This is a genomic window from Halomonas sp. LES1 (assembly GCF_031846005.1).
GTDB lineage: Bacteria > Pseudomonadota > Gammaproteobacteria > Pseudomonadales > Halomonadaceae > Halomonas.
Genome location: NZ_JAVRGC010000001.1, coordinates 388,195 through 407,741 on the forward strand (window position 1 = coordinate 388,195; position 19,547 = coordinate 407,741).

Annotated in this window: 16 protein-coding genes; 5 read left to right on the forward strand and 11 right to left on the reverse strand. The window is 63.0% G+C overall.

Features of this window, described 5'->3' with window-relative positions:
* Positions 1-31: 31 nt before the first annotated feature.
* The 8 genes from RM463_RS01955 to RM463_RS01990 all read right to left on the reverse strand — a co-directional run bounded on the left by RM463_RS01955 (position 32) and on the right by RM463_RS01990 (position 8,962).
* Positions 32-208, reverse strand: coding sequence for a hypothetical protein (locus RM463_RS01955; RefSeq protein ID WP_311428762.1), 177 nt, complete (start codon positions 206-208; stop codon positions 32-34).
* A gap of 198 nt (positions 209-406) precedes the next feature.
* Positions 407-715, reverse strand: coding sequence for a DNA-3-methyladenine glycosylase I (locus tag RM463_RS01960; RefSeq protein ID WP_311428763.1), 309 nt, complete (start codon positions 713-715; stop codon positions 407-409).
* A gap of 10 nt (positions 716-725) precedes the next feature.
* Positions 726-2,603 carry an ABC transporter ATP-binding protein gene (locus tag RM463_RS01965; RefSeq protein ID WP_311428764.1) on the reverse strand — a complete coding sequence of 626 codons (1,878 nt, stop codon included), beginning with the start codon at positions 2,601-2,603 and terminating at the stop codon, positions 726-728.
* Between the two features lie 222 nt (positions 2,604-2,825).
* A complete protein-coding gene (locus RM463_RS01970; protein WP_311428765.1) occupies positions 2,826-3,191 on the reverse strand; it encodes an MliC family protein in 366 nt (121 codons plus the stop codon).
* 78 nt (positions 3,192-3,269) lie between these two features.
* Entirely contained in the window at positions 3,270-3,533 is a 264-nt protein-coding gene (locus RM463_RS01975) for a hypothetical protein (RefSeq protein WP_311428766.1), read from the reverse strand.
* A gap of 1 nt (position 3,534) precedes the next feature.
* Positions 3,535-6,588 carry an efflux RND transporter permease subunit gene (locus RM463_RS01980; protein ID WP_311428767.1) on the reverse strand — a complete coding sequence of 1,018 codons (3,054 nt, stop codon included), beginning with the start codon at positions 6,586-6,588 and terminating at the stop codon, positions 3,535-3,537.
* Entirely contained in the window at positions 6,585-7,646 is a 1,062-nt protein-coding gene (locus tag RM463_RS01985; protein WP_195688176.1) for an efflux RND transporter periplasmic adaptor subunit, read from the reverse strand. The genes RM463_RS01980 and RM463_RS01985 overlap by 4 nt, the downstream gene beginning before the upstream one ends.
* Positions 7,647-7,726: 80 nt before the next feature.
* The gene (locus RM463_RS01990) at positions 7,727-8,962 is read right to left on the reverse strand and encodes an EAL domain-containing protein (RefSeq protein ID WP_311428768.1); all 1,236 of its coding nucleotides are present in this window, start codon (positions 8,960-8,962) and stop codon (positions 7,727-7,729) included.
* 150 nt (positions 8,963-9,112) lie between these two features.
* Between RM463_RS01990 and RM463_RS01995 the strand changes: the two genes are divergently transcribed.
* Positions 9,113-9,433 (forward strand): hypothetical protein, encoded by a 321-nt coding sequence (locus RM463_RS01995; protein ID WP_311428769.1) that lies wholly within the window; start codon positions 9,113-9,115, stop codon positions 9,431-9,433.
* 74 nt (positions 9,434-9,507) lie between these two features.
* Here the strand turns inward: RM463_RS01995 and RM463_RS02000 are convergent, their stop codons facing one another.
* The 3 genes from RM463_RS02000 to RM463_RS02010 form a co-directional block, all read right to left on the reverse strand.
* Positions 9,508-9,963, reverse strand: a complete 456-nt coding sequence (locus tag RM463_RS02000) for a YbaK/EbsC family protein (RefSeq protein WP_311428770.1) — start codon at positions 9,961-9,963, stop codon at positions 9,508-9,510.
* Positions 9,964-10,225: 262 nt separating this feature from the next.
* Complete coding sequence (locus tag RM463_RS02005) at positions 10,226-12,481, reverse strand: OsmC domain/YcaO domain-containing protein (protein ID WP_311428771.1); 2,256 nt, start codon at positions 12,479-12,481, stop codon at positions 10,226-10,228.
* A gap of 169 nt (positions 12,482-12,650) precedes the next feature.
* Complete coding sequence (locus RM463_RS02010; protein ID WP_311428772.1) at positions 12,651-13,862, reverse strand: SWIM zinc finger family protein; 1,212 nt, start codon at positions 13,860-13,862, stop codon at positions 12,651-12,653.
* A 409-nt stretch (positions 13,863-14,271) separates the two neighbouring features.
* Here RM463_RS02010 and RM463_RS02015 point away from each other — a divergent pair, with 409 nt between their 5' ends.
* The 4 genes from RM463_RS02015 to RM463_RS02030 all read left to right on the forward strand — a co-directional run bounded on the left by RM463_RS02015 (position 14,272) and on the right by RM463_RS02030 (position 19,540).
* Complete coding sequence (locus RM463_RS02015) at positions 14,272-15,579, forward strand: divalent metal cation transporter (RefSeq protein ID WP_311428773.1); 1,308 nt, start codon at positions 14,272-14,274, stop codon at positions 15,577-15,579.
* A 26-nt stretch (positions 15,580-15,605) separates the two neighbouring features.
* Positions 15,606-16,763, forward strand: a complete 1,158-nt coding sequence (locus tag RM463_RS02020) for an alpha-hydroxy acid oxidase (RefSeq protein WP_311428774.1) — start codon at positions 15,606-15,608, stop codon at positions 16,761-16,763.
* A gap of 313 nt (positions 16,764-17,076) precedes the next feature.
* Positions 17,077-18,666 carry a BCCT family transporter gene (locus RM463_RS02025; protein WP_311428775.1) on the forward strand — a complete coding sequence of 530 codons (1,590 nt, stop codon included), beginning with the start codon at positions 17,077-17,079 and terminating at the stop codon, positions 18,664-18,666.
* 163 nt (positions 18,667-18,829) lie between these two features.
* A complete protein-coding gene (locus tag RM463_RS02030; protein WP_311428776.1) occupies positions 18,830-19,540 on the forward strand; it encodes an SIMPL domain-containing protein in 711 nt (236 codons plus the stop codon).
* Positions 19,541-19,547: the final 7 nt, after the last annotated feature.

The window sequence follows — 19,547 nt, forward strand, 5'->3', positions numbered from 1 at the left end:
GTTAGCCTTAGTGATCAGGCTCCCAACTGAATTAAAACCGGGGATTGATCGTCAACGAGAGCATGGCCGAGAGCTGGCACAGCGGCCTTCCGGAAGCCTGCTGCAGCTCATTGAAGGCCTCCTGGACCCGCTGCAGGTCGCGCTGACTCGTCGGCGGCTGGTCAATGATATTGGCGGCGACCAGGCGCGCCACCACATCGCCGGTCAACAGGAAGGTATCCTTGCCGATCAGGCGCAGAAAGCCGGCGGCCGAGCGTCCCCCCAGGCGGGCGCCACGCGTGGCCAGTAGCCGCCAAAGCCCGATGATGTCGGCACTCGGCCAGTCGGCGATGAACTCGGCGAAGCTTGTGCCCAGCTCCTGGCGAATATCCAGAATAAATTGCGCATTCCTGGGGATGGTCTGCAGCTAGGTCCGGTGGCGGATGATGCGCTCGTTGTTCATGTAGCCATCGACCTGCTCCGGGGTGAGCAGCACCATCTTCTCGGGGTCGAACCCCCAGAAGGCGTCCTCGAAGGCGGGCCACTTGGCATCGACCACCGAGTGTTTCATGCCGGCCCGAAACACCCGCAGGCTCATGGCGGAAAGGTAACGGTCATCCCCCAGCTGTTTCAGCTCGTCGGGCGTCAGCGGCCTGGGAAGAAAGGCCTCCATGGCCTCGTCAGAGTCGAAGCGGTTGCGAACCATGTCGTGGAGCCATCGATAATCCAGTGTCATGCTACCTCGCTCAGGCCGTGCCATCGCCGTTCTCCACGTCTACCCCGATGAAACCACCGGACTGCCGCCGCCAGAGGGCGGCATAGAGGCCGCCCTTGGCCAGCAGCTCCGTGTGACTGCCGCTCTCGACGATCTCACCCTCGTCGATCACCACCAAGCGGTCGAGCATGGCGATGGTCGAAAGCCGGTGGGCGATAGCGATCACCGTCTTGCCCTCCATCAGTGTATAGAGCTGATCCTGGATCGCCGCCTCCACCTCGGAATCCAGCGCCGAGGTGGCCTCGTCGAGCACCAGGATGGGGGCATTCTTGAGCAGCACCCGGGCGATGGCGATACGCTGACGCTGGCCACCGGAGAGCTTGACCCCGCGCTCCCCCACATGGGCATCCAGGCCGCGGCGCCCCTCAAGGTCCACCAGCTCATCGATGAAGGTGTCGGCATGGGCGCGACGCACCGCCTCCTGAACCTGCTCCTCGCTAGCCTGGGGGCTGCCGTAGCGAATGTTGTCGCGCACCGAACGGTGCAGCAGCGAGGTGTCCTGGGTCACCATACCGATCTGCCGGCGCAGCGACTCCTGGGTTACATCGGTGATCTGTTGGCCATCGATGAGGATGCGCCCGCCCTCCAGATCAAAGAAGCGCAGCAGAAGATTGGCCAGGGTCGACTTGCCGGCCCCGGAGCGACCGATCAACCCCACCTTCTCGCCGGGGGCGATGGTCAGGTCGAGGCCATCGAAGACTCGCTGGTCTTCTCCATCCGGGCGCGCATAGCCGAAGTGCAGGGCCTCGAAGCGTATCTCGCCACGCGGCACCGTCAGCATCCCGGCATCGGGCGCATCCCGGACCGTCGGCTCCTGGGCGATGGTATTCAGGCCATCCTGCACGGTGCCGATATTCTCGAACAGCCCGGCCACCTCCCAGAGAATCCAGTCGGACATGAAGCGAATGCGCATCACCAGGGCGATCGCCACGGCGATGACACCCAGCGATACCGCCTCCAGGTACCAGGCACCGATGGCCATGGCCGCCACCCCGGCCAACAGCAGTGAGTTGAGCACCGTCAGGCTGACGGTCAGGCCGGTGGCCAGGCGCATCTGCCGATACACGGTGCCCATGAAACCCTCCATGGCATCCCGGGCGTACGCTTCCTCGCGACGGGTATCGGCGAACAGCTTGATGGTCTGAATATTGCTGTAGCTGTCGACGATGCGCCCGGTCATCACCGCCCGGGCATCCGCCTGCGCCATGGAGACCGCCCGCAGGCGCGGTACGAAGATCCACATAATGGCGATATAGCCAGCCAGCCACACCACCAACGGCAACATCAGCCAGGGCTCGGCGCTGCCCATCAGCAGCATCGCCCCGCTGAAGTAGACGAGCACATAGACCATCAGGTCCATCAGCTTCATCACCGTCTCGCGGATCGCCAGCGCCGTCTGCATCACCTTCTGGGAGACGCGGCCGGCGAACTCGTCCTGATAGAAGGCCAGGCTCTGGCCAAGCATATGGCGGTGCGCCAGCCAGCGGCCGATCATCGGATAGTTGCCGAAGATGCCCTGCTGGGTCACCAGCGACTGCAGCAGGGTCAACAGCGGCAGGCCAATCACCACCAACACCGCCATCCCGGCCAGGCGCCAGCCATGCTCGGCGAAGAAGCCCGCACGCTCGGCGCCGGAGAGCCAGTCCACCAGTTCGCCCATGGTGTGGAAGAAGAACACCTCCGCCGCCGAGACCAGCGCCGTCAGCAGCGACATCACGACCAGCAGCGGCAACACCGGCCGCGAGAAGTGCAGGATAAAGGCGAACAACCCCCTGGGGGGTGTGCTCTGATGATCCTCGGGGTAGGGGTTCACCCGGGTTTCGAAATAGCGCAAGAGGGCGCGAAACATGGCGGCAATCCGGTTGCATAGGATGACTCAGCCTCGACGTGTTCGAGACCCATCGGACGGTACGCTCACCGACTGCAGGACACAACGCTCAACGCCGCCGCGATACGCGTGATGAGACCGATATCGACAGGTTCGTCGAACGAAATAGCCCCCGAACCAGGTGATTGGCTCGGAGGCTTTCTGGTCTTGGTCTTTACAGCCTCGGGCTAGCCGAGGCCGTGGTCAGCGCGCCGTGCAGCGCTCGAGAATTTCCCCCGAGGTGCCATCTTCCTGGTGGCGTACCAGCATTCCCTCCGCACCGGCCCCGGAGCCCTTGGTCCACCACTCCAACCCGCCGCCCACATAGCGTGCGCCGCTGGCGGAAACCGCAATTCGCATTGGGTAACGCTCGTCTTGGTACTGAACCGTCGCGCTGTCGCTATCGGGATAAGCGGCGGCGATTGCTGTGCCGCTCTCGCACCGATAGTGATGCATGGAAGACGCTGCGGCTGCCCGCTGCTCCCGTGAGTCCACGCTCTCCTCCGGAGAGGAGGCACAGCCAGCAACAAGCAGAAGGGAAGCGATCGATAAGAGCGTAAGCTTCTTCATAACAGCCTTGGACCTCGATGATGTAGTGATGGCATGGAGATACTCTCCCGCGCGGTGGCGCCTTGGCGAGGTTACCGACTAGCTCCGCCTTTCGAAACAGCGCGCCACCTGGTAGCCGGGGATAAAGCAGATGATAAACACGGTAGCAAACGTCAGAGCAGCCAGCAGATAGGCAAGCACCGGGGACACACCAAGCCCCCAGGCGAAGGAGAAGACCAGCCCCTGAAACGCCTCCCAGGGCCAGCGGTAAGCGGGGAAGTGCGTGCCGTGGTTCAAAACGACGACAAGCAGCGCGACGCCGGTAACGGCGGTCAGCAATCCAATGGCTGTTCGTTGATTCATCTTACCTCGCCTTGTCGGTGTGCGGCGCAATGCGATAGCCCAGAGCATAGAGCGCCGGCACGAAGAACAGGGTGATCAGGGTGCCGACGGCCACGCCACCGATCAGCACATAGGCCAGCGGCCCCCAGAAGCTATCCAGGGTCAGCGGGATAAAGGCGAATATCGCCGCCAGCGCAGTCAACACCACCGGGCGGGCCCGCTGCACGGCGGCTTCCACCACGGCGTCGCGCATCGTCATCTCGGATCTGACGTTATCCGCCACCTGCTGGGTCAGAATCAGGGTGTTGCGCATCAGGATCCCCGCCAGCCCGATCAGCCCCAGGGTGGCCACGAAGCCGAACGGCTGGTTGAACAGCAGCAGTGCGGCCACCGCTCCGATCAGCCCCAGCGGGGCCGTCGCTATCACGATAAAGGTACCGGCGAAGGAGCGCATCTGCAGCATGATGAAGATCAGCATCAACACCACCATCAGCGGCTGCAGGGCCTGGATCGAGGCCTCCGCCTTGGTCGACTGCTCCACCGAGCCGCCAATCTGCAGCTGATAGCCGGTGGGCAGGCGTTCACGCAGATCGCCGAGCGCCTGCCAGACCTCCTGGGTCACATCGTTGGGCTGGGCGCCCTCGATCTCGGCGTTGACGGCAAGGAACGGCTGGCGGTCGATGCGCCGGATCACCGGCTCCTCGAAGACGGTCTCCAGCTCGCCCAGCTGGGCCAGCGGTATGCGCCGCCCCTCGCGGTTGAGGATCTCCAGGCTCTGCAGATCGACGGTGTCGGTCTGCGCCCCACGTCCCACGGCGGGCACCAGGCGAATACCGTCGCGCAGCTCGGTGATGGTCATGCCATCCAGCTGGAACTGCAGCTGACGCGCCACCTCGTCCGGGGTCAGGCCGACCAGCTGCAGCCGGTGATGATCGATCGCCAGGTGCAGCCGCGGGACCCGCTCGTTCCACTCCAGATGGGGGTCGCGTATGGCGGCATGATCAGCCATTATCTCACGCACCTGATGGCCGATCTCGCGCAGGCGGTCGGGGTCATCGCCCAGCACGCGAAAGCTGACCGGCCAGTCGACCGGTGGCCCGTAGAGCAGCTTCTGCACACGGACTCGCGCCTCGGGGAAGTCACCGGCGGCGATATGCTCGTTGAGCTTTTCGATCAACCGTTCCCGCGCCTCCCCTCCCTCGGTCACCGCGATCAACTTGGCAAACGCCGGATTGGGCTGTTCGGGGTTGGCGGAGATAAAGAAGCGCGGGGCCCCCGCCCCGACGTAGGCGGAGAGCGACGCCACCCCCTTGGCCTCGCCGATCAGCGTCTCGAGGCGACGCGTGGTCGCATCGGTGGCGCCGATCGCCGTGCCCTGGGGGTGGTAGACGCTGACCAGCACCTCGGGACGGTCCGAGCTTGGGAAGAACTGCTTCTCTACCGGCCCGGCAAGGCCCGCGGCAGCCGCCACCAGCAGCACCACCGTAAGCGCCACCACGCTCTTGCGGTAGCGCACGCAGCCACTGATGATCCCGCGCAGGCGACGATAGCCGCGCGACTGGTAGGCCTCGCGCTGGCCATGGGCCGCCTTCTGCTCGGGCAGCAGCTTGACGCCCAGGTAGGGGGTGAAGACCACCGCCACGATCCACGACAGCAGCAGCGAGACACACAGCACCCAGAAGATATTGCCGGTGTACTCGCCCACGGCTGACTGGGCAAAGCCGATCGGCACGAAGCCCGCCACGGTGACCAGGGTTCCGAACAGCATCGGTGCCGCGGTCACGTTCCAGGCGTGGGTGGCCGCATCGAGCCGATTCCACCCCGCCTCCATCTTCACGATCATCATCTCCAGGGCGATGATGGCATCGTCGACCAGCAGACCGAGGGCGATGATCAGGGCGCCGAGGGTGACGCGGTCCAGATTGATCCCCATCGCCAGCATCGTCACGAAGGTCAGCGCCAGCGTGATCGGAATGGCGATTCCCACCACGATGCCGGCGCGCAACCCGACCGCCAGCATGGTAACCAGCATCACCACCAGCACGGCGACCAGGAACTTCACCTGGAAGAGATTCACGGCGCCGGCGATGGCATCGGCCTGGTTGGTCATCACCTCGAGCGACATGCCCAGCGGCAGCCGCTTGCGCTCCTGCCGCCAGAAGGCATCCAGGCGATCGCCGAACTCGAGGCCATTGACGCCCTGCTCCATCACCACTCCCAGCAGCAGGCTCTCTTCGCCGAAGGCGCGCACCAGATAGCTGGGTGGGTCTTCGTAACCGCGGGAGATCTCGGCGATATCGCCCAGGCGAATCAGCCGCTCACCGATACGGATCGGCACATCGGCCAGCGCCTCGGGGTCCGACAGATCGTTCGTCAGCCGCAGATAGAGGCGCGGCCCCAAGGTGTCGATGCGCCCGGCAGGCAACAGTCGGTTATGCGCCTGGATGGCGGAGAAGACGGCCTCGGGTGAGATGCCCAGGCTCTGCAGCCGCGCCAGGTCGAAGTCGACATGCATGCGCTCCTGGCGCTCGCCCAGCACCTCGGCCTTGTTGACCCCCTCGACCCGCTGCAGCCGGTCCCGAACCCCTTCGGCCTCGCGTAGCAGCTCACGCATCGGCATGCCGGGCGCGGTCAAGGCCGCCAAGGAGAAGTAGACGTCACCGAAGTCCTCGTTGATCATCGGCCCCATCACGCCCTCGGGCAGACTGGGGGCGGCATCCTGCATGCGACGACGCACCTGATAGAAGCGCTCGGTTATCGCCTCACCGGGCACGGTATCCTCGAACTCCACCTTGAGGTCGGCACGCCCGGGACGGATGGTCGTCTCGATGCGGTAGAGGTCGTCGACCTCCTGGATGCGCTTCTCCAGCGGGTCCACCACGCTCTCCTGGATCTCTTCCGGCGAGGCACCGGGCCACGCCGCCGAGACCATCATCACCCGTACGGTGAAGTCCGGGTCCTCCGCTCGCCCCAGGGAGGCGAAGGCATAGGCCCCCGCCAGCAGCGCCAGTATCAGGAAGAACAGCGTGACGGCCCGCTCACGAACCGCCAGCGCCGAGAGGTTGGGAAAGCTCACGGCGCCTCCTTCGCGTCCAGCGGCCGCACCGCCATGCCATCAGTGAGCAGGTGGGTCCCCAGGCTGATCACCGCTTGCCCGACCTCGAGCCCGTCACCGCTGACCCAGGCGTGCTCGCGGGTCACCTGTTCAAGCGTCACCGGCAGCGGCTGCGCCTCCCCCTCCACGACCTGCCATAGCCTCGGGCCCTCGCCGCGCTCATCCAGCGCCGCCACCGGCACCTGGAAGCGCGCCTGCGCTGTGGCATCCGCCAGGGTAAAGCGTGTCTGGACCACATCGCCCAGGCTGCGCCCCTCGAGCGGCGCCTCGAGACGGTAACGGGCGCGCCAGGTGCGGCTGGCCGGATCGGCCGCTCCCGCCACCTCGCGGCGGGTCAGGGTGATGCGCCGCTCCCCCACCAGCAGCTCGCCCGTCTGGGGCGGCCGCGACCGAGCGGGGAAGTTGACTTCGACCTCGCGCGGCCCCTCCTGCGCCAGCCTGGCGACCGCCTGACCAACGCCGACCACCTGCCCCGGTTCACCGCTGACATCGATCAGCACACCATCGGCCTCGGCACGCAGGCTCGCATGGTCCAGGGCGTTACGCGCCTGGGTGACCCGGGCACTCGCCGCCTCGCGGCGCGTCCTGTTCTCGCGCACCCCCAGCTCGGCACGCTCGAAGGCCTGACGGCTGAGATACCCCTTCTCCAGCAGCTTCCGGTCCCGGGAGAGATCGGCCTCGGCCACGTCCAGGGCCGCCTCGGCAGCGGCAAGCTCCGCTCGGGCGGCGGCAAGTGACTCTTCAAGATCACTGGGGTCGAGGGTGAACAGCACCTCGCCCTGGTTAACGCGCTGGCCGGCATCGACGTGGCGCGTGGCGATCTGACCGCTGACCCGAAAGGCCAGAGGCGTTTCATAGCGGGCGCGCAGCACCCCGGTGAGCGACAGCGTGGGAGCCGAGCTCGCCGTCAGCGGGGCCGTCTTCACCCAGCGCGGTGAGTCCGCCACCGATGGCGGCGACGAGTCCTGGCAGCCGGCCACGAGCACCAGCAGCAACAGTGGGAAGGGCAGATATCGCATTGGGCATCCCGGAATTTCAAACGATTATTTGAAACGATCATACCAGATGATTCCGGCACCAACTGCCCATTGGCTCACCCCTATTCCGTTAGCGTCCTGCCCTCATGGAACAAGGCATCGGATATCGGCGCCGGGCGTCCCAGAAAGTACCCCTGCGCCTTGTCCACGCCAAGCTCTCTGAGCACGTTCAGCTCCTCGATTTTTTCGATGCCCTCGGCAATCACGTTGCACCCTACCGCCTTGGCAAATGCACACAGCGCCTTTGCGAGCAGAAACTTCTGTGGGTGGCAGTGGATGTCCTGGGTCAGGGTAATATCGAGCTTGATGATATCGGCCCCGAGCTCAAGAATATGATGAAAACTGGCGTAGCCTGATCCAGCATCATCGATAGCCAGGCGAACACCTCTCTTGCGAAGAGGCTCCAGGGCTTCTCTCAAGACCGCATAGCTATAAATTGGCGAGTGCTCGGTAACCTCGAGAACGATACGGCTGGCATCCGTATTTTTCAGCGCTGCGTGTACCGCCCCGCTCAAGATAGAGTCCGGTGACGCGTTGACCGCAATATAACTATCGGCACTGAACGCATGCATGCCTTCGATGGCCTTGCCGATAGCCATCACCTCGAGGGCTTCGCCCAGATTGACGCTGGCGGCCTCGTCAAACCAGATATTGGGTGCCCTGTAGGGCTCAGTAATAAATCTTGAAAGCGACTCGAAGCCCACCACCCGACCGGACTTCAGGCTGTATATTGGCTGATAGTGGATGGCGATACCTTCTTCATCCAGTACCGACTGAACCCTGCTGGAAACGCCTCGATAAAGTGTTTCGGCCTTGATATCGCCTTCAATCAACTCGCTCGCTATCTCGGAAATTGCGTTCAGAAAAGATAGATCCCTGCTGTTAAGCGTCTCATCCGGCACATCTTTATAGCAGCAGAAAGTACCGTATACCTCACCGCTGGACAGCATGATAGGCACTCCCATATAGGCACCTATCGATAACTTGTCAGTGACGCTCATATTGCGGGTGACAGGATTTATTTGAGTATCATTAATAATATTATCAAGCTCGTCATCCACAATTCTCTTGCAATAAGTTTTTTCTAGCGGATCCGAACCTCCAACGCTAACGGGAGCGTTTTCATCCTCGGCGTCGACAAACTTGAAAACACGTTCTCCATCGACAAACTCTGAAATGAAGGCAACATCCATATCAAGATGCTTGCGAAGAATGGATAGCATATTCTTCAACTTCACATCTACGCTACCCGAACCAACTTCATTAAAAAGGTATGCCGGCAAACTCTTATTTTCCATCTTATCCTCTGACCCTTGCCACTAACGTTGACCCAGTATTGCCTGATTATTATCCGGATTTCGACATTCGCCGCTATGTCTATACAAGCCGATACACTCCAGCGCGGTCAAGTGCATTGCTTGACGTCAGGTGCTGAAGTCCGGAGAGCGATGGTATCGATTAGCGCGACCACCCGCGCTGGGCGATCTGCCTCGCGCAGCGAGACGCTGCTGGGTGCGCTGGTGGCATTCTCGGGGCTGACGCCCCTGATCCTGACTTTCAGTGGAAGCGTGCCCACGCCGCCGCTCGCCTATGCGGCGGGGATGGCTGCCGGGCTGTCGTGGATCGCCTTCTCCCTCTATCTAAAGACGGGCAGCCAGTCACGGCCGACCGACTATAGGCTCCTGTTCGGCGGTGTCGCCGCAATCGCGCTGTGCCTGCACCTGCTCGTTGAGCTCACTACCGAAAGAGCACCGTCGGGAACTGGCTGATGGCCTCGGTGATCGGCGTGTCAGCGCTTGTACCGGGACTGCCGTTTCAGCCAGCCCTCTGCCCCGACCTACCCTCACAGCGCCACTTCAATGGGATTCACAAGCCGCTCGAAATCCCCATAGGACAGCTGCATGACATCCGTGTGATTGCCGGCATTGAAGGCGATGCGGTCGGCGGCGGTCAGATGTGGTGAAACAAACACCTCCATCCCGAAAAGATGGCCAAAGGGTGGCATCGCACCGACCTCGCAATCCGGGAAAGAGTCCTTGAACTCGCCCTCTTCGGCCAGCTCCACGGACGTGGCGCCGACGGAGTGAGCCATCTGCTTCAAGTCCACTCGATCGGACGCCGGTAGAACTGCCTGCGCCAGCCGTCCGTCGATCTTCACCATCACGCACTTCGCGAAGTGCCTGCCCGTCACATGGACAGACTCGGCAATCTCCTGTGCGGTATAGGCCGGGGAGTGCTGGAGAATCGAATACTTGACGTTCTGATCATCGAGGTAATGTTTCACTCGCTCCATGGACATGACGACCACCTGCTCGTTGTCTCGTCAAAGCACGACTATCATTTCAAGGATAGTCCCCATCGGAGCGGTCGTCTCCATATATACCTTGGCCAACGCTATGCTGCGGCCGGGTCTGCTGTCCGATGGCCCCGGCAAGTGGCCGACGCCTGAAACCAGCGCGTGGCTGACCTCAGGCTGCCCCTGCTGGACCCGACGGGAAGGCAGCGGAGTCGGCCGCACGCTGTTGTGCGGCGGCTCATCGCTGGAAGAGGCCCGGAAGCGCTCAGGCGTCCGCAGAACCGTAGACGTCCTGCATACGCATGCCGACCCGGATGGCGCGAGCAGCATGCAGCTTCCGGTAGCTCTCGATCAAACGCTGGTGCTTTTCCAGCCCTTCCAACGCCATGCTGGTCGGGGTGAGGCCATGGAAGCGCACGCTGCCGTTCACCGAGCCGATAACCGCCTCGATGGTCTCTTCACCGAACATCCGCCCCAGGTTATAGCGGAAGTCGTTCACCTCGAGCTCGTCATCCAGCACGACCTCCAGCACCGCCTGCACCGCCTGATAGAAGAGGTTGCGCTCCACGGTGTTGTCGTTGTACTGCAGGAACATCTCGACCCGCTCCAGCGCCTCCTCGTGCTGCCCCAACGCCAGATGGATCAGCAACTTGAGCTCGAGGATGGTGAGCTGGCCCCAGATGGTGTTCTCGTCGAACTCGATGCCGATCAGCGAAATGATCGTCATATGCTCGTCGAGCTGGCTCTCCTCCAGGCGCTCGAGCAGATCGGCTAACTCGCCGTCGCCGAGGCGGTGCAGGTTGAGGATATCCTCGCGGTAGTCGAGGGCCATATTGGTGTTGTCCCACACCAGGTCCTCCACCGGATAGACCTCGGAGAAACCAGGCACCAGGATGCGGCACACCGGCGCGCCGAGCTCTTCGCGCACCGCGACATAGGACTCCAGCCCCATCTCCTCGAGGATGCCGAACAGAGCCGCGCTCTCCTCCTCGTTGCTGTAGGTGCCGCCGCAGGTGAAGTCCCAGTCGCAGAACTCGATCTCCGAGCGGGAGCTGAAGAAGCGCCAGGAGATCACCCCGGACGAATCGATGAAGTGCTCCACGTAGTTATTGGGCTCGGTGACCGCCATGGAGTTGAAGGTGGGTGGCAGAAAGTCGTTGAAGCCCTCGAAGCTGCGACCCTGCAGCAGCTCGGTGAAGGTCCGCTCCAGGGCCACATGGAAGCTCGGATGCGCACCGAAACAGGCGAATACGCCACCGGTCTTGGGGTTCATCAGGGTCACGCAGGTCACCGGGAACTGGCCGCCCAGGGAGGCGTCCTTGACCAGCACCGGGAAGCCCTGGGCCTCCAGCGCCTCGATGCCCTCGACGATCTCAGGGTAGCGCGCCAGAACCTCCTGGGGGATATCGGGCAGCACCATCTCCTCTTCGATGATCTGCTTCTTCACCGCCCTCTCGAGGATCTCGGAGAGGCACTGCACCTGTGCCTCGGCCAGGGTGTTGCCGGCGCTCATGCCGTTGCTGAGGTAGAGGTTCTCGATCAGGTTCGACGGGAAGTAGACCGTCTCGCCATCGGAGTGACGCACGAAGGGCAGCGCGACGATGCCGCGATCCGCCCGTCCGGAGTTGGTGTCGATCAGGTTCGAGGCGCACAGCTCCCCTTCCGGGTCGTAGACCTCGCGGCAGTAGGCATCGAGGATGCCTTCCGGCAAGGCATCGTCGGGCCCCGGCAGGAACCACTTCTCGTTGGGGTAGTGAACGAACTCGGCGTTGGCGATCTCCTCGCCGAAGAACTGATCGTTATAGAAGAAATTGAAGTTGGTCCGCTCGATGAACTCGCCCAGCGCCGAACAGAGCGCACTCTCTTTGGTGGCGCCCTTGCCATTGGTAAAGCACATCGGCGAGGCGGCGTCGCGGATATGCAGCGACCAGACGTGGGGCACGATATTGCGCCAGGAGGCGATCTCGATCTTCATGCCCAGATCGGCCAGGATGCCGGTCATGTTGGCGATGGTCTGCTCCAGCGGCAGGTCTTTGCCCTCGATCCAGGTACCGCCGTCACTCTCCCCATCGCCCAGCGCCTTGCTCCTTTCACCGCCCATCAGCAGGGCCTGGGCGTCCTCGTCGATGTTCTCGACCACCTCGATCTGAAACTCCGGACCGGTCTGCACCACCTTCTTCACCGTGCAGCGGTCGATGGAGCGCAGAATGCCCTGGCGGTCCTTGTCGGAGATGTCCTCGGGCAGCTCGACCTGAATCCGGAAGATCTGCTTGTAGCGGTTCTCCGGGTCGACGATGTTGTTCTGCGACAGCCGGATGTTCTCGGTGGGAATATCCCGGGCGTTGCAGTAGACCTTGACGAAGTAGGCCGCGCACATCGCCGAGGAGGCCAGGAAGTAGTCGAAGGGCCCCGGCGCCGAGCCATCCCCCTTGTAGCGGATGGGCTGGTCGGAGATGACCGTGAAGTCGTCGAACTTGGCCTCCAGGCGGAGGTTGTCGAGATAGTTGACCTTGATTTCCATGGGGCACCGGGGGAGCGTTGGGCGTGAACGGACGAAACCGGGCATTATCCCAGCTCTGGTGCCAGTCGTCATGCCGAATCCACAGATTGCCAAGGGCATTGGTCACGGCACGGCAAGAAGCGGCCCCTATCCACACCAAGAGCACCCGCGAATAAAACGCCGTTCAGGGTCAGGCTTCCTCGGGGCCATGCACCGTGACGCCATGCTGATTCAGTATCTCGAGGAGGGTCGGCAGATCCGGTGAGCCAGGGAGCACCCGCGCATTAACGGTGCGGAACATCTCCACGGCCTGGCCTTGCTGGGTGATTTCGATCATCTCTCCGCCGCCCTGGGCGAAGTGGAAGGCATTTACCGTGCCGGCGGGCACGTGGGCCAGAGTTCCTGCATCACAGAGCGCTGACTGGTCGCCGGCCGAGAAGTGAACGGCCCCCTTGAGCACACTGAAGCTTTCGTCCCAGGGGTGGCTGTGCGGTGGCAGACCCACACCTTCGTCACCCCGCTGCAGGGTGATTTCCCGGCCACTGGCCTGGTCCTTGGATATCAGCACGGTGACGTCTACACCGACGACCGAGAGGGGCGATGCATGGTCGCCTGGGCTTATGATGGTCGCATGGGGATTCATGACTCTTGCCTCGCTACGGTCCTGCCGGGCCAGGGCACCGACTGGAGTAACCCCGATACCCGTACCCGTTGCAAGCAGCGACCATAGCGCGCGTGCCTGAAAGGCGTGGGTGACCGAACTCCAGGCATACTCGTACCCCGTGCCGGAAAGCTGGCGGCCCTGCTCGCCGAGCATCAGCAGCTCCAGGGCCTCCTCCTGGTCGGGAGCCAGCCCTTGAGGTGGCCTGGGCGTAAGCCCCCCACCACGCCGCACATTGATGGGTCGCGGCTTCACCCAGCCGTTACCGCGTGCGCGCCGCTTGGTGGGCCGTACCCAGACCGGTGATACCTGGAGCGTCGGCGTGCGCGAGTTCGGGTCAATATCCAGGAACAGCGCCAGGCGGTGGTCCTCCTCGAGCTCTTCGACATATCGCTTGCCACCGAGCGGTGACTGGAGCTCGTCCAGCCACGCCTCCCAGCGCTGCTCCAGCATGGCGGTGTCATCCTCCGGCGGTATGCCCTCGGCCTCCATGGCATCGACAAAGCTCTGGATCACCGCCACCGCATGCTTGCATTGACGCCCTACGGGGCAGCTGCAGTCGCTGACCACGCCCATCTCGGGATTGTCGGGATCCACAGCCAGACTGGTGAGATAGCGGCTACGCCCGCTGCCATCCACCTGAGCCCGCAGCACCAGCATCGCGTCCTCATGCTCAATACGCGGGTGCTTACGCACCTTGCCCTGCTGCGCATAGTCCTGCCCACGGGCAAACGATTGCACATCGAAACTTGACTGCCAATGGATATCCTTCAAGGCGCGGTAAAGCGTCAATTCAGAAGCAGCAAGATGGGCATCCGGCACAATGATTCCTCGATAGATAACGACAAGGTCGTTATTGGAACGAAACCCAATACCCGATACCCGAAGCAACGATGGAACGCGAGACAGGCGTTTCATATCCCCCACCACGGCGGATGACATCGACGTATCGAAACCACGAGGAATGTTAGTCAGGCAACCATATTCGCCCACCGCTAAATCGAGTATGGTAATCGGTCTTGTTTACCGCCTGGTCGATAGCCGGTCTGGCGACCAAGGCCGTCTGAGCCGCGCCACCGTTGCCGAGCCCGGTGCCTGAACGGCCAACACAACCTTACATCTGCCCCCGAATCAGCAGTCAGGCCATGCCATGAACCAACCCTTGTCCTCCGCGGCATCCGCTCGTTTCGTCCCTGCCAAATACCTGGCGGCCCTCGGTCCCGGCTTCCTGTTCGCCGGGGCCGCCATCGGCACCTCCCATGTGGTGCAAGCGACTCGCGCCGGAGCCGAGTATGGCATCGGCCTGCTGGGGTTTATCCTCCTGGCGATCCTGATCAAGTACCCCACCTTCTTCTTCGGCCCCTTCTATGTCAGCGTCACCGGCAAGTCGCTGATCGAGGGCTATCGCCAGACCTTCGGCAGGAGCGTGGTGGCGCTGTTCGCCCTGGTGCAGCTGCCGATGCTGGCGATCATCATCGCCGCCATCGCCATTACCACGGCGGGCCTGGCCGGCACCCTGCTGTCACTGGACCTGAGCGCCCCGGCTATCGCCACCGTGCTGATCACCGGCGGCTGCCTGCTCACCTATACCGGCGGCTACCGAATGCTGGACTGGGTCAACAAGGTGTTTATCGTCATTCTCACCCTGACCACCCTGTTGGCCACGCTGGCAGCGTGGCCGATGGTCGACTGGAGTCTCTATCCCGCAACCGCCGCCTCGCCGCTCTACAGTGCCGCCACGCTGGTGACCCTGGTGGCGGTGCTGGGCCTGATGCCCTCGGATATCACTCTGGCGATCCTCAACTCGCTGTGGTCGGAGGCTCGTAACAAGACCCGTGGCGAGCGCTGCGACACCGAGGCGGAGAAGCTCGATTTCGATATCGGCTATATTGGCGCCGCGATCCTTGCCGCATGCTTCGTGATCATGGGCGCCGGGGTGATGCATGGTCAGGGCATCACTCCTGCCGACGGTGCGGTGGGTTTCGCCAGCCAGGTCGTCGGCCTTTACACCTCGACCCTGGGGGAGTGGAGCGGCGTTGTGGTGGGAATCTCGGCCTTTACGGTGATGCTGACCACGCTGCTCACCGTGCTGGACGGTTTTCCGCGCATGATGACCGCCGCCTACCATGCCATTACTCGCCCCGAGGAGATCGAGGCGGAGACGCGCAGGATCGAGGGAAGCCATGCTTATCTGATCGCCATGCTTGCCCTGTCGCTGCTGGCCATCCTGATTCTCTTCACCCTGATGGGCAACTTTCGATTGTTCATGGACTTCGTGATGGTATCGGCCTTCCTGCTCAGCCCCATTCTGGCGGCGCTCAACCATTTCACCGCCAACGGCGCCAGCGTGCCCCTGGAGCAACGCCCCTCGCTTCTGATCAACGCCTGGAGTCTGCTGGCCATCGCCACCTTGGTGCTGCTCTCGCTGGGGTATCTCTTCGTGCGCTTTATCCACTGACCCTCTGAGACCAGGGACGACTCAGCATGCCGACCATAACCTGCATCGACGACCTACAACGCCTGGCACGGCGCCGAGTGCCCAGGATGTTTTACGACTATGTGGACTCCGGCGCCTGGACAGAAAGCACCTACCGGGCCAATGCCAACGACTTCGCCAGCATCAGACTTCGCCAACGCGTGATGGTGGATATGAGCGATCGCCGTCTGGAGAGCGAGATGCTCGGCGAGCGAGTGAGCCTGCCACTGGCGCTCGCCCCCACCGGCCTGACCGGCATGCAGCACGCCGATGGCGAGATCCTCGCCGCCCGCGCCGCCGAGGCCTTCGGAGTGCCCTTCACCCTGTCGACCATGAGCATCTGCTCCATCGAAGACATCGCCGAGCACACCTCGCGCCCCTTCTGGTTCCAGCTCTATGTGATGCGCGACCGGGAGTTCATCGGTCGACTGATCGACCGCGCCAAGGCGGCGGGATGCTCGGCCCTGGTGCTGACCGCCGATCTGCAGATCCTCGGGCAGCGCCACAAGGACATCATCAACGGCCTGACGGTGCCACCCCGCCCCACCCCTCGCAACCTGCTCGACCTCGCTACCAAGTGGCGCTGGTGTCTGGGCATGGCACGCACTCGACGGCGCACCTTCGGCAACCTCGCGGGTCACGTCGAGGACGCCACAGACCTGGGGCAACTGGCCAAGTGGACCGCGGGCCAATTCGATCCCAGCCTGAGCTGGGACGATGTCGCCTGGATCAAGGAGCGCTGGGGCGGCAAGCTGGTGATCAAGGGCATCCTCGAGCCGGAAGATGCCGAGCAAGCGGTGGCAGCGGGTGCCGATGCCATCGTGGTCTCCAATCATGGCGGCCGCCAGCTGGACGGTGCCACATCCAGCATCCAGGCCTTGCCCGCCATCGTTGCCGCCGTGGGGGATCGCTGCGAGGTTCACCTGGACGGCGGTATCCGTTCCGGCCAGGACCTGCTCAAGGCCCTGGCGCTGGGTGCCAAGGGCGGCTATATCGGGCGTGCCTTCCTTTACGGTCTGGGGGCGATGGGCCAGGAGGGTGTCAGTGAATCCCTGCGGATCATCCACAAGGAGCTGGATACTACCCTGGCGTTATGCGGCCTGCGGGATATCCATGATGTCGACACCCGGATCCTGCGCCCAGGCAGCTACCCCATGGCGAGCTGAGCCGCCCTCGCCCCCTGTGCCGCCAGCTGCCAACGGCTCTCGCGTGGCGGCGCAGTGATGCCAACCCAGATTTCTATTATTTCATTGATTTAACTGAATATTATTACGCAGCGGCACCCATCTTGAGGCACCATGCATGACCTTTGAGCCAGGCCGCTATCGACAGCTCTCCGCACTGCCCGAGTCACCAGGCAGGCATGGCCGACAGCAACCCTCTTTAGACTTATAAGTCAGCTCTTGTTAGCATTCCGTCGTTCTAGTCGGCGCCACCCCCCTCGGCGCCACAAATTCTCGCAACTAGAGCAATTCCCTCATGCCCCCCATCACTGCCCCTGCATCCGCCGGGAACTCGGCGTTTTCGCGTCTGGGCGATCCCATCGTTCTGCTGCTTACGGTCGGCTTCATCGTGGCCTTCGTGGGCCTGTCGTTTTATGACATCAGCATGGTGGCCGACAGCATCAGTGCCGGCTTCGCCTGGACCGCCGTAACGCTGGGTACCTACTTCCAGCTACTGCTGCTGCTGACCTTCATGATCGCCATCGGCGTGGCCATCTCACCCGCGGCCAGTGCCCGGGTCGGCCAGCTGGACAGCCCTCAGATCAGCACCTTCAAGTGGCTGTCGATGATCATGTGTACCCTGCTGGCCGGTGGAGGCGTCTTCTTCGCCGCCGGTGAGCCCATCTACCACTTCGTGGTGACGCCGCCGGCCTTCGACACGGAGGCCGGCACCGCCGAGGCCGTCGCCGGCGCCCTCGCCCAGTCGTTCATGCATTGGGGCTTTCTGGCCTGGGCCGTGCTGGGAACCCTCAGCGCCATCGTGCTGGCCCATGCCCACTACGTGAAGGGACAGCCGCTGCAGCCCCGCACCCTGCTCTACCCGGTCTTCGGCGAGCGGGTCATGCGCGGCGCGCTCGGCAGCATCGTCGACGCCTGCTGCGTCATCGCGGTGGTTGCCGGCACCGTCGGCCCAATCGGCTTTCTCGCCACCCAGATGAGCTTCGGCCTGCATGAGCTGTTCGGCATCAGCCAGGGGTATGGCACCAAGCTCGGCATCCTCGTGGTGCTGGCGGGTGTCTATATCACCTCGGCCATGATCGGCGTGCACAAGGGCATCCAGATCCTGTCGCGATTCAACGTCTTCCTGGCGCTGGCGATTGCCGCGGTGATCCTGGTCGCCGGTCCGACCCTCTACCTGGTCAACGCCTTCAGCCAAGGTTTCGGTGAGTACCTGTCATCGTTCTTCAGCATGGCCACCATGAGCGCCGAGACTGCGCCGGCCTGGTGGATGCAGTGGTGGACGGTCTTCTTCTTCGCCTGGTTTATCGGCTATGCACCGCTGATGGCGATCTTCGTGGCGCGCATCTCCCGCGGCCGCACCATTCGCGAGATGATCCTCGCCGTGGCGGTGATGGCGCCGGTCGCCACCACCCTCTGGTTTACCCTGCTGGGTGGTTCCGGCATCCACTACCAGCTGATCGGCGCGATCGACCTCACCGAGGCGCTGAACAACTTCCAGTTCGATGTGGCGACCCTGACCGTGGCCCAGGCCCTGCCGGGCGGTACCCTGATGGCACTAGCCATCCTGCTGCTGACCAGCATCTTCGTGGCGACCACCGGCGACTCCATGAGCTATGCCATCGCCGTGGTATGTGCCGGCCACGACGAGCCCAGTTCGCTGGTGCGCGCCTTCTGGGGCCTCGCCATGGCGGTGATGGCCGGCATCCTGCTCTATATGGGGTCGGGCCAGATCGGTGCACTGCAGCAGTTTATCGTGATCACCGCGATTCCCGTCTCACTGGTACTGCTGCCCTCGCTGTGGGCCGGCCCCAAGGCGGCCTATGCCATGGCCCGTGAACAGGGTGTCATCACGCCTAATGTGGCGACCATTCCCAAGGCCGACTGAGCCACAACTGACGCTCGGCAAGTGGAAAGAGAAGTGAGACAGGGAGGCACCCATCCGGGTGCCTCCTTTTTTCTTTTTGCAGCGTGAGGCACGCTAAACCTCTGATAGGCTCGGTAGTACCTACTCTTCACGACCTGGTCGTTATCACATGGAAGGAGCCATCATGAAGATCTTTTCAGCCTTGATCCTTGCCGTCGCCACCATCGTGGCGGCCTCGTTGATTGGCGAGGGGCTTACTCATCTGCGTATCGGCGACCGCTACGTCACCGTCAAGGGACTCGCCGAGCGCGAGGTCGAGGCGGATCTCGCCCTCTGGCCGCTGCATTTCGTGGCCTCCGGCACGACCCTGCAGCAGGCCCGCGAGGAAGCCCGCGCCAGCCGCGAGGCCATTCTCGCCTTTATCGAGCGTCACGATATTGATACCCAGCAGGTGGAGCTTCAGCGCCTCAACGTCAACGACACCGCCGCCAACCCCTATGGCAACAACGATGGCGAGCAGCGCTTCATCATCAATCAGACCCTGATGGTGCGCAGCACGGAGATCGAGCAGATTCGTGATACTGCCCAGGCGGTGGGCGAGCTGCTCGACGCCGGCGTGGTCCTCTCTTCGGACTACGGTCCCAGCGGCCCGATCTACCTGTTCAACCACCTTAACGAGATCAAGCCTGCGATGATCGCCGAAGCCACGGCAGCGGCTCGGGAGTCAGCCGAACAATTTGCCCGAGATGCCAATGCCGATATCGGTACCCTGCGTCGTGCCAATCAGGGGGTATTCGAAATACGCGCTCGCGACCAGGCGGCAGGCACCTCCGAAGAGCAGCAGCCGATCAAGACCGTCAGGGTAGTCACCACCATCGAGTATTATCTCGACTAGGTTGGCA